This is a genomic window from Pseudomonas sp. B21-048 (assembly GCF_024748615.1).
GTDB lineage: Bacteria > Pseudomonadota > Gammaproteobacteria > Pseudomonadales > Pseudomonadaceae > Aquipseudomonas.
Genome location: NZ_CP087168.1, coordinates 863,777 through 875,313 on the forward strand (window position 1 = coordinate 863,777; position 11,537 = coordinate 875,313).

7 protein-coding genes are annotated in these 11,537 nt (G+C 55.6%); 4 read left to right on the forward strand and 3 right to left on the reverse strand.

Annotated elements, in window-relative coordinates; genetic code table 11:
* Nucleotides 1-93: 93 nt before the first annotated feature.
* Together LOY56_RS03830 and LOY56_RS03835 are read right to left on the reverse strand one after the other, a co-directional pair.
* Nucleotides 94-2,622: a sulfite reductase flavoprotein subunit alpha gene (locus tag LOY56_RS03830; protein ID WP_258620031.1), complete on the reverse strand. Its 2,529-nt coding sequence runs from the start codon at nt 2,620-2,622 to the stop codon at nt 94-96.
* A gap of 147 nt (nt 2,623-2,769) precedes the next feature.
* A complete protein-coding gene (locus tag LOY56_RS03835) occupies nt 2,770-5,028 on the reverse strand; it encodes a TonB-dependent siderophore receptor (protein ID WP_258620032.1) in 2,259 nt (752 codons plus the stop codon).
* A 204-nt stretch (nt 5,029-5,232) separates the two neighbouring features.
* On the opposite strand from LOY56_RS03835, the gene LOY56_RS03840 reads away from it, so the two are divergent.
* The 4 genes from LOY56_RS03840 (at nt 5,233) to LOY56_RS03855 (ending at nt 10,192) form a co-directional block, all read left to right on the forward strand.
* Entirely contained in the window at nt 5,233-5,913 is a 681-nt protein-coding gene (locus LOY56_RS03840) for a Fe2+-dependent dioxygenase (protein ID WP_258620034.1), read from the forward strand.
* 57 nt (nt 5,914-5,970) lie between these two features.
* Nucleotides 5,971-6,672: a tetratricopeptide repeat protein gene (locus LOY56_RS03845; protein WP_258622562.1), complete on the forward strand. Its 702-nt coding sequence runs from the start codon at nt 5,971-5,973 to the stop codon at nt 6,670-6,672.
* A gap of 387 nt (nt 6,673-7,059) precedes the next feature.
* Nucleotides 7,060-9,267 carry an alpha-xenorhabdolysin family binary toxin subunit A gene (locus LOY56_RS03850; RefSeq protein WP_258620036.1) on the forward strand — a complete coding sequence of 736 codons (2,208 nt, stop codon included), beginning with the start codon at nt 7,060-7,062 and terminating at the stop codon, nt 9,265-9,267.
* 46 nt (nt 9,268-9,313) lie between these two features.
* Nucleotides 9,314-10,192 carry a hypothetical protein gene (locus LOY56_RS03855; RefSeq protein ID WP_258620038.1) on the forward strand — a complete coding sequence of 293 codons (879 nt, stop codon included), beginning with the start codon at nt 9,314-9,316 and terminating at the stop codon, nt 10,190-10,192.
* A 44-nt stretch (nt 10,193-10,236) separates the two neighbouring features.
* Here the strand turns inward: LOY56_RS03855 and LOY56_RS03860 are convergent, their stop codons facing one another.
* Nucleotides 10,237-11,400, reverse strand: coding sequence for a type III PLP-dependent enzyme (locus LOY56_RS03860; RefSeq protein WP_123355945.1), 1,164 nt, complete (start codon nt 11,398-11,400; stop codon nt 10,237-10,239).
* Nucleotides 11,401-11,537: the final 137 nt, after the last annotated feature.

Below are 11,537 nucleotides of genomic sequence, written 5' to 3' on the forward strand. Positions count from 1 at the left end.
CAGCCTGGGACGCTCCGCGTCCCTTTCAAGCCGAACGCGGAGCGTCCGTTGAGGCGTTCCCACGCGGAGCATGGGAACGATCGCGAACTACCGTCAGTAGACGTCGCGGCGGTAGCGGCCTTGTTCGATCAGGCGGTCGACCTCTTCAATGCCGAGCAATTCGTTGAGCGCGTGATCCACCCCTGAAGCCATCCCCTGCAAACTGCCGCAGATGTAAATCACGGCGCCGTCGGCCAGCCATTTTTTCAGCTCGGCGGCGGATTCGCGCAGGCAATCCTGCACATAGATCTTCTCGGCTTGATCTCGGGAGAACGCCAGATCCAGCCGTGCCAGATCACCGTTGATCAACCATTCCTCAAGCTCTGCGCGGCACAGGTAGTCATGCTCGCGATGACGCTCGCCGAACAGCAGCCAGTGACGCTGCTGCCCGTCGGCAATCCGTGCCTTGAGCAAACTGCGCAACCCGGCCAGCCCGGTGCCGTTGCCCAGCAGGATCATCGGCACCGGTTCGTTCGGTAGATGGAAACCACTGTTGCGGCGTACTCGCAGGCTGATGCTGCTGCCCACGGGAGCGTATTCGGTCAACCAGCCGGAACCGACGCCCAAGCTGCCGTCGGCATGCAATTCCTGACGCACGATCAATTCCAGCACGCCATCGGCGGCAATCGATGCGATTGAGTATTCGCGCATGGCCAACGGCACCAAGGCGTCCGCCAGCGCTTGCGCGTGCAGGCCGACCAGATGAGCGCGGTTCTCGGGCAGTTGGCGGCTGGCCAGGGCTTGTTCCAGCGTTTGCGACAGGCCATCGAACTCAACCGTGGCTCGACCGTCAATCCCCAGGCCGTCGAGGAAATGCTCGATGGGCCATGAACCGTTGCGAGGCAGCACTTCCACCCGGTCACCGGCCAGCCAGCTGCTGGTGGTGGGGGCGCTGAGGCCCAGCAAGTACACGGGCGAACCGCTGCTGTCCGGGTTCATCAATTCGCGACGGGTCAGGGTCCAGTTGTCGTAGCTTGGCGCTTGCCAGGTATCCACCGGCGCCTGGCCCGTCAGCAGGCCGAGTTGCTGTTGCCAGTGGCGCAGGGCGTAAGGGTCGCCGCTGTCGACTTCCACCGGGGCGAACAAGGTCTTGCCGCCGTGCTCGCCCAACCAAGTGTGCAAGCGGCGGGCGAAGCCGCAGAAGTGTTGATACTGGCGGTCACCGAGGCCAAGCACGGCATAGTTAAGGCTGTCGAAGCTCAACGCACGACCCAGCACTTTGCGTTCGAATCCTCGGGCGCTGTCGGGCGCCTCACCGTCGCCGAAGGTGCTGACCACAAACAGCGCGTTGCTGGAATCCTGCAGGTCCTGTTCACTGACATTCGCCAACGGTTGAACCTTCACCGGTAACCCGGCAGCCTGCAATTGCCCGGCGGTCTGCCAGGCGAGCTGTTCGGCGAATCCGCTCTGACTGGCGAAGCCGATCAGCCATGCCGGCGCATCACTGCCCGGTTGCACGAGGCCTCTGCGGGCGTCCTTGATCTGACGTTTCTTGCGTCGACGGTCCAGGTACAGCAACCAGCCCGTGATGAAAAACAGCGGCATGGCCAGCGCGGCGATGGTCAGGATGATCCGCCCGACCAGCCCGAAATAACTGCCGACGTGCAGTGCATAGATGCTGGTCAGCAGCTGCGCCTTGAAGCTCTTGTCGCTGTAGCGGTCATGACGGCTGACGATGCCGGTCGCCGGATCGAGGATGATCTGGTTCCGCGCCTGGTCGTGGGGTGAATTCTTCAGCAGATAGAACACGGTTGCCGGTTGCCCGGCCACGGGCGGCATACGCACGTTGTAGGACGAAAGACCTGGGCCGGCGGCGCTGTAGATGCTGCTCCATATCGCGGCGTAATCGGCAGTGGGGGCCGGGCCGCTTGGCGCAGGACCGCGACCACTGCGCACTTGCTCATTCTGCGGCGAATCGGAAAGCAGTCGGGTCAGGCCTTTGTTGTACCACTCGTAGGACCAGGACAACCCGGTGAGCGCTGCCAGGAGGTAAAACCCCAGGCACCAGGTACCCGCCACCGAGTGCAGGTCCCAGTTGAAGCTGCGACCCTTTTTCTTCCAGTCCAGCGTCACCCAGGTGCGCCAGTTTTTCCACTGACGCGGCCAGCGCAGGTACAGGCCAGACAGGCAGAAGAACAGCAGAATCAGCGTGCAGGCGCCGGTGATCTGCCGGCCGGTATCACCCATGGCGAGGAAGCGGTGCAGTTGCAGCATCAGGCCGAAGAAGTCCTGGCCGGTGGCGTCACCCATGAACTCGGCGGTGTACGGATCGAAATAGCGCATCTGCCCACGGCGCTCTCCCGGCGGCGGGGTAAAGAACACCCGTGCCGCGTTGCCGCTGTCGGTCTCGACCATGAGCATCGAGACTTTTTTGCCCGAGGCGCCTTCGATTTTTTCCACCAGTTCGGCGGGCGGCAGGACGCCAGCGACCTGCTTCTCGACGTGCAGCACAGAAGGGTTCAGTGCGCGCAGGATTTCATCCTGAAACGACACCGTCGCCCCGGTGATGCCCATCAGGGCCAGGACCAGTCCGGCGCTGATGCCGAAAAACCAGTGCAACTGGAACAGGGATTTTTTCAACACGTTGCTCGCCTTGTTCGTTCAAAAGTCATCACGGCGCGCATTATGCCGTGAGTTGTCGAGAAGCATTCTTTTTTACACACAAAAGCCCCGTTCACTTCGATGAACGGGGCTTTTGCCTAAGCGCTGTTGGCCTTCACGCTTCTGTTATCAGAAGTGGAAGTTGGCGCTCAGCAGTGCGGTGCGGCCCGGCGCCACGTGGGCGTAGTGCGTCTGGAGCACCTGATCGAAGTAACGCTTGTCGGTCAGGTTCTGTACGTTGAGTTGCAGGTCGACGTTTTTGCTCAGGCGGTAGCTGGCCATCGCGTCGTAACGCCAGTAGGACGGGATCTCCACCGAGTTGGCGACGTTGCCGAACTGGGAGTCGACGAAGGTCGCACCGGCGCCGACGGTCAACTTGTCCGGCACCAGGTCATAGGTCGACCAGAACGTGAAGTTGTTCCGTGGGGTACTTGGCATGTGGTTGCCTTCATCGGCGGCGAGGGTGGTTTTGACCACTTCGCTGTCCATGTAGGTGTAGCCGCCGAAGACTCTCCAGTTACGGGTCAGCTTGCCGGCGTAGCTCAGTTCCAGGCCATTGACCTGCTGTTCACCGTCCAGCACTTGCGTGGTGCCGCCGTCCGGATCGTTGATCCGTGCGTTGGTTTTCTCGGTGCGGAACAGCGCAGCGGTCAGCGACAGATCGTCACCGAAGAAGTCCCACTTGGTGCCGATCTCGTAGTTGCGGTTCTTTTCCGGGTCCAGACTGGCGTTGTTCGCTGCCAGTTCCAGGCCACCGTTGCCGCTGGTTTCGCCGGCCGGGTTGCTGGAGGTCGAGTAGGCCGCGTAGATGCTGCCGTTAGGCAACGGGTTGTAGACCACGCCGATCTGGTAGTTCACCAGGTCGCTGGTGTTTGCGCGGGAGAAGTCGTTCGCTGGCGCCGTGCTGCTGGCGTTGGCGTGGCCACTGGATTCGACCTGGTAGTTGTCATAACGCAGGCCCAGGTTCAGGGACCATTGCTCGTTGAACTTCAGGGTGTCGAACGCGTAGGCCGCGGCGGTCTTGGTGTTGGTGTCAGTGAACGCGGCGCTGTCGCTGATCCTGCCGTTCCAGTTATCCCCAGGCGTCGGGTTGTACAGGCTGGTGCAATCGCCGGAGTTGAACAGGGCGCGGTTGCATCGAGTGCCGCTGGCGGTGGACGTCAGGAGGTACGGGCGGTTGTGGGTGTCCTGATAGGAAAACTCCAGGCCGGTCACCAGGCTGTGTTCGACACTACCGGTGTTGAATTTGGCGCTCAGGTCGGTCTGGTTGACCCAGCCGCTGGACGTCGAGTTACGGCTCTTCGCGCCACGGTAAGCGCTGCCATTGACCACGTTGCCCTTGCTGTCGTCCGGGTTGCTGACGATGTAGTCCAGGGTCGAACGGGACATGCGGAAACTGTTCGACACGGTCAGGTCTTCATTCAGATCGTGCTCGATCTTGACGGTGCCGCTGTCATTGGTGGTCTGGCGAAAGTCGCGACCGGTGAGGCCGTAGAAATTGTCGCGGTCAACGTTGGCCGGCTTGTCGACGTTGTACTTGCTGCGGTTGGGACTCAAGGTCAACGGGATGCCGTAGTCGGGCATGTCGTCGGTTTCGACGTGGTAGTAGCCGACGGTCAAGCGGGTGTCGGTGCCCAGGCCGAAGGCGAAGGACGGCGCCACACCCCAGCGACTCACGTCCACGGTATCGCGACCGGCGACGTTGGCTTCGTGCTTCATCAGGTTCAAGCGCACGGCCGAGGTGTCGGTCATCTGCTGGTTCAGATCCAGGGTGGTGCGCTTGGTCTGATCCGAGCCCCAAGTGAAGCCGCCATTGTAGGCATTGCCCAGCTTGGCGGTCTTGCTCACCAGGTTCAGGCTGCCACCGGTGGAACCGGCGCCGGTGTAGGCTGAGCCCGGGCCCTTGCTGACTTCGACCGATTCAACGTTGAAAATCTCGCGGCTCTGGGACGCTGGGTCGCGCATGCCGTCGACGAACGTGTCGCTTTCGGCGTTGAAGCCACGAATGATCGGACGATCGCCCGCCGGGTTACCGCCCTCGCCGGCACCGAAGGTGATGCCCGGGGTGGTGCGCAGGGCGTCGACCAGGCTGGTGGCGCCGGTGTCGCGAATCACTTGCTGCGGGATCACGGTGACGCTTTTCGGTGTCTCACGCAGTGGCGCGGTGTACTTCTTGGAGGCCGAAGTATCGGTCTTGTAAGAAGTGTCGTCCTGCTCGCCCACAACGCTGGTCGCGTCCAGGGAAATCGCATTGCCGGGTGCTTTTTCGTCGGTCTTTTCGGCCGCGAAAACCATGTGGCACGCTGAGCCGGCAGTGATCGCCACGCCAATTGCAGACGCAAGTAAACGCGGTGAATTGACCGTTAATTGTAGTGGTTGGCGTGACATTGAATTCCCCTCCCCAAGGATTTAAGGCCGCGGAATATAGGGTAAACACGTATCTGTATCAATTGCGAAACGTTGCTATTTGCGACAAATTTACATTCTTTACAATTGACCTTTACGTTTTTGCCGTGTCATTCGCCACACGGGTTTTACATTGGCAATAAGAATCAATATCATTGGCACCCCTTTGCCTTCAGGTGTCTTTGCATGTTGCTGCACATTCCCGGCGTGTTCGCGAAAGAAGAAGTGCAGCGCATTCGCGAGGCCCTGATGCAGGCGGATTGGGCCGATGGCAAAATCACCGCCGGTTATCAGTCGGCCAAGGCCAAGCACAATCTGCAACTGCCGGAAGGGCATCCGTTGGCCAAAGAAATCGGTGCGGCGATGCTCGAAAGGTTATGGAAAAATCCGCAGTTCATGTCGGCGGCGTTACCGCACAAGGTCTTCCCTCCGTCACTGAACTGTTATACGGCCGGTGGCAGTTTCGACTTTCATATCGACAACGCCGTGCGTCAGCCCAAGGGCAGCCTGGAGCGAGTGCGCACCGACCTGTCGGCGACGCTGTTCTTCAGTGAGCCGGAGGACTACGACGGAGGCGAGCTGGAAATCCAGGACACCTTCGGCGCCCAGCGCGTGAAATTGCCCGCCGGTGACATGGTTCTTTATCCCGGGACCAGCCTGCACAAGGTCAACGCTGTCACTCGCGGCAGCCGGTACGCCTCGTTTTTCTGGACGCAAAGCCTGGTGCGTGAAGACAGCCAGCGCGCCTTGCTGTTCGAGATGGACGGGGCGATTCAACAGTTGACCCAGGACATGCCCGACCATCCTTCATTGATCCGCCTGACTGGCACCTATCACAACCTGTTGCGTCGCTGGGTCGAGGTGTAAGTGACGGACTTTCGGTTGCACCGCGAAGAAATCCTCGACGGCGACCGCCTCAAATCGATGCTCGAAGAAAGCCCGGCGCGCGCGGCGCAGGCGATCCTGATCGCCGCCCGTGAAGGCGTGCTCGATGCTCAGGCGTTGCTCGGGCAGATCCTGCTGGACGGGCGAGGGATTGAGCAGGATCAGCCGCTTGCCGTGCGCTGGTTCGAGATCGCCGCCCAAGGCGGACACTCGATGGCGCGCAACATGCTCGGCCGTTGTCATGAACATGGTTGGGGTTGCCGAGTGGAGGTTGCGATTGCCGCGCGACATTATCGAATTGCGGCAGAAGCGGGACTGGATTGGGCGATGTACAACATTGCCAACCTGCTTGCCACCGGACGCGGGATAGCGGAAAACCAGGCGCAAGCCCTGGCGTTGTATCGCTGCGCCGCCGAGTTGGGCCACGCCAAATCCATGAACCTGTTGGGCCGCTATCTGGAAGCAGGGCACCACTGCCCACAGGATCTGTTTGCGGCTCGGGAATGGTATCGACGCTCGGCAGAGGGCGGGGATTTTCGTGGACAGTTCAGTTATGCCGCGGTACTGGCCTACGAAGGGCGCATCGATGATGCGTTAGGCTGGTTGCGCAAGGCGCTGGCCGGGGGAAACTTGAATTTCTTGCGGGTGAGCAGTGAATCATTGCTAGGCGCACATCATCCGCAAATCCGTAAGATGGCAGATGCTTATCGGCTGCGGCTATCTCAGTTGGCCTCGTTGTAACGGATTGTTGTTGCCGTTAACTTCTTGATAGTGATATTTCATCCAGATTGTTGCGCGATAAAGAGCATTACCTGAACAGGCTTTATGCATTAGTTGGTGTTCGTGTTGTTGGTGGATAAAGTCGCCATTTTGGTAGTCTGTTTTCAATTAAGGATAAGTCGAATCGCTCAGTGAGTGGCTCATGCTTTGTTTCAAAAGCTGCGCACGTCAGATGTTGCAGTGGGGTTGTCGCGTTTCTTAACATTTAATGGTTTGCGCTTGGTATTCATAGTGCTCTAAGTTTTGTTTGCGCAATATCTGTTATTGGCTGAGTAAGACGGCTCGTCAATGTCAGGGCGAACTTAACGTGTACTAATGTCCGTAGAGGACAGGGAAGTGGAACTAAAAATGGATGATAAAGTATTTGAGGCTGCTGCAAAAGCGCCAAAACTATTTGTGGATGCCTCGCTTGGCGAGGGGGATGAGTATAACCGGGAGACCGGAATACAGCTGACTAAAGAGCAGATTATCAGTCTGAGGAAGTATGAAACACTAGGGCTGTCTCTTCCCGTTCGGCTTGGCGATGTGGTCGCGTATTTAAATTATGGCGCGGGTGATGAAGGCGGTGTGGGACTTACTGCCATGGACTTTCTACGCACATTTACCTGGACGTATGACCATGCTAAGCGCTGGTCGCCATTACGTGAGCAAATTATGCTGACAGGTACTGACCTTAAGATTTTTGCTGGCAGCATCATCAGAACTGGCACCGCAATTGTAGAAGTCTACGAAGACCTCAACGCGTCGAAATACCTGGAAGAGCACGATATCAATACGCCGGAGGAGTATCTGAAACTGAAACTCAAGATTCCGAATCTTCCCGATCTTGGCTTGCCTCCGGGAGATGTTCCTGAAATCAAGGTCTACCTCAATGATGTGCTTGCGAAGGTTAGAGAATGTCATGCGAAGGCCGAGAAAGTAAGAGCCGATCTGGATCTGTTTGGCACCGATATGCGCGCGATAGTGCTTCCGGAAATAAAATTGCGATTGGAGTTTGTTTCGAGAAATACTTATCAGGCAGATATTCAGGTTCTGCAAAATGAAATTGACCAGCGCTCGAAAGAGATTGATGAGCTCAATAAACAGTACGATCAACTGGTCCAGGAAGCGATCAAGTCGGCGGCGACCCTCAATATTGGCGGTTTGATTCTCGGCATTTATCAGGGTGTCAAAGCTGAACAAATACGAAAAGAGCGTAATAGGCTGAAAGAAGAGCAACAAGTGGCCAATAAAAACATGGCCAGTAAAAGCCAGACACTGAGTTCCTTGAATAAAATCCGTGATGATCTTCAGAACCTTAGCTACGTTGCGATTGAAGCTAAGGTTGCAACTCAGAATCTTATGCTGGTGTGGAATGCGCTGAGTACCTATATCACCGCCTCTGTAAAAGATGTCGATACGCTGGAGGAAGCGATTTCTTTGAGACGGTTTAAAAATCAAATACTCAGTATTATCGATCCTTGGGAGCAAATAAAAGTAAGTTCGGATCAATTACTCGGTGTGTTCGCAGAGGCTGATAAGGAATATGAAAATAATAGCTTGACTTTTGAGGGTTGGATAATCATGCGTTCACTGTTTAATAATTCGGATTCTCCAGATTTCAGTATGATGAATTTGCGTGGCCATAACGCCGCGGTGCAAGGAAAGAACACCACTGCACAAATGCTTTTCGCACAATACGATTACATGCCTGGTACCGTTGGGACAATGAAAGATCTGGCGCTTGCTATCAACAAGACAACGTACGATCTACGTGACCGGGCTCAGACAAACATTATCAATTTGGGCCGAGCGGATACAAAACTGAAAGGCTATCAGATCGAGGTTGAGAATCCGGGCGATGCGGACGAGGTTCGAGAGGACATGGAGGTGGAACTCAAAAAAGTATTTGATCAAATCTCCGCACATACTGAAGATCTAAAAAGTATTCATAAGAGTATTAAAGCCCCGTATGACAGGAATGTCTCGGAAAAATGGGTTGTTGCGCTGCAGCAGGATCGGGAATTCACAGAAGCACTAAAAATTAAGTCCGAAGAAAAACTGGCTGAATTGCAAGAGCAGATGAAGTCCGTATCGTCAACCATTGACGCGATCGGTAAAGCCGGCGTCGAAAAAATCGGTGAGGAGGCAAAGTTATCGCTGGATAATTTGAAAGCGCTGGGTTTGGCGCCGCCGCAGATTCAAGTCGCGTTGTTAGCTATTGATACGCTGAAGAAGTTGATCTCAGGTATTGGGGAGGCCATTTCTTATCTCAATATGCTGGCGGCGTATAACAGTCTCAAGGAAAAAGCGGGTGATCTGCGTGGCCAGTTGCAAAATCACACCAAAGAAATCGACCGGATTGAAGGGAAGATTGAACTGGTAAAGACGCTGGACGAGTTGGACGATGGGCGCTGGGAATACGTGACTGAATTTTCCAACCTGGTTGCGGACTTTGAAAGTTTGTCCCGCGAATTTGCGCAAGATAAGTCGCTGCCCGTCGAGGAACGAGTTGAGACCGCAATGACCCGGATCGCAGACGTTATTAAATACTTGAAGACCATTCAGCAATATTAAGGGGGCGAGGAGGCGGGTTGCACACCTGCCTCCTCCAAGATGGAATATGAATACACTTGCATTTGAGTTTACTGCTGCGCAGCGACGCGAGTTAGAACGCTATACACATTTTCTTGGCTCCCTGCACCCGACATTCAATAATATACCGGTTGTGTTTGAACGTCGAAAAAATAGCGGTCATCAACTTACGGTTCTGGCCGAGGATTCGCGCTTGAACAATGCCTCGTTTAATGAGCGATATCTGCAAGGGTTTTGGGAAAGGACTGAAGACGCCAGACGCCTATGCAATGCTTATGTTGAAGACCTTGAAATATTTACCCGTGAATCTCTGGATATAACCAGGCAGACCTCCAGGAACGAACTCATAAGTCAAGTGGATTTCAGACTGTACAGTTTGTCCAGATCCCTGACCTGGGAGTTATTTCCGCCAGAGAAGGTACAGGACCTAATTCACGAGCTAGCGCTTCGTTTTTTTAACCTGAGGTCTACAGTGAGGCAACTCAAATATACAGTTGTGGAAGTGTATAACGAGTCGTTTGGGCTGAAATCGGTATTCATGCGGGCTATGGATCATCGATCCTGCAATTGCCATCCACAACCGAGTGTCGCGCAAGAGTTGTTTCGCGAGACTGGAACTACACCTGTCTGGGACATCACTTACTCTTCCCGGGATGCTTCGGTCAGGGCAACAGAATATAAAACCGATATTGCTGCGTTGTTTAATGGAGTCGCTGCTGTGAACTCCCGGATGAGCCTGTTTATCGAGGAAATATATCAACGTATAGATAACGCTATCAACGAACTCTTGAGAGCAAAAAGTGCGTCAAAGCTTGGAGAGTTGAATTTTGCGTTGGGCGCGGCTGTGGAGGGGGGGCGGGAATTTATAACAATGATGAATCACATTGAGGCATGGCTGCGCAAATAATAAAAGGTCCATGTTTTCATGGACCTTTTATTTCATGAGATCGCTTAAACGTAGAACGACTTCAACGGCGGGAAGCCATTGAACTCAACCGCACTGTAACTAGTGGTATACGCACCGGTCGACAACCAGTACAAACGGTCACCGATCGCCAGGTTCAACGGCAAACCGTACTTGTAGTTCTCATACATGATGTCAGCGCTGTCGCAGGTTGGGCCGGCGATAACCACTTCTTCCATCTCGCCTTTCTTCTCGGTCCAGATCGGGAACTTGATGGCTTCGTCCATGGTTTCGATCAGGCCGGAGAATTTGCCCACATCCGTGTACACCCATCGCTCGACGGCGGTACGGGATTTACGCGCCACCAGCACCACTTCACTGACCAGAATGCCGGCGTTGGCGATCAGCGAACGGCCTGGTTCCAGGATGATTTCCGGCAGGTCATCGCCGAAGTCTTCCTTGAGGAAGCGAATGATTTCTTCAGCGTAGGTTTCCAGGCTGTTGGTGCGGGTGATGTAGTTGGCCGGGAAGCCACCGCCCATGTTGATCAGCTTCAAGTGGATACCGTCTTCTTCTTTCAGACGCTCGAAGATCACTTTGACTTTGGCGATCGCCGCATCCCAGACGCTGATGTCGCGCTGCTGCGAACCGACGTGGAACGAGATGCCGTAAGGCACCAGACCCAGGTCACGAGCAAGGATCAGCAAGTCCATGGCCATGTCGGTCTGGCAGCCGAATTTACGCGACAGTGGCCAGTCGGCGGTGGTCGAGCCTTCAGTCAGGATGCGCACATAGACTTTCGAGCCTGGAGCTGCCTTGGCGATGTTGCGCAGGTCGGCTTCGGAGTCGGTGGCATACAGACGCACGCCCTTGTCGTAGAAGTAGCGAATGTCTTTGGATTTCTTGATGGTGTTGCCGTAGCTGATGCGATCCGGGCCGACGCCCTGGTTCATCACCTTGTCGAGCTCGTAGATCGAGGCGATGTCGAAGTTCGAGCCTTTCTCTTTAAGTAGGTCGATGATTTCAACGGCCGGGTTGGCCTTGACTGCGTAGTAGACCTTGGCGAATTCGAAACCGGCGCGCAGGTCGTCGTAGGCCTGGCTGATCATCGCGGTGTCGATCACCACGAACGGGGTTTCTTGTTTGTCGGCGAAGGCCTTCATTTTCTGGAAGGTATCGCGCGCGAAATAGTCTTCGACGTTGATCGACATGCTGGGAACTCCTACTGGCAAACTGAAATTAACAATGGGTGCAAATGAACGTCCTCCGTATCCCCACTTTGGTTCGCCTACTTCCCAAGGCATGTCGCCGAAAGCAAAAAGGCCATGGGAGATGGGTCTGCCCTTGG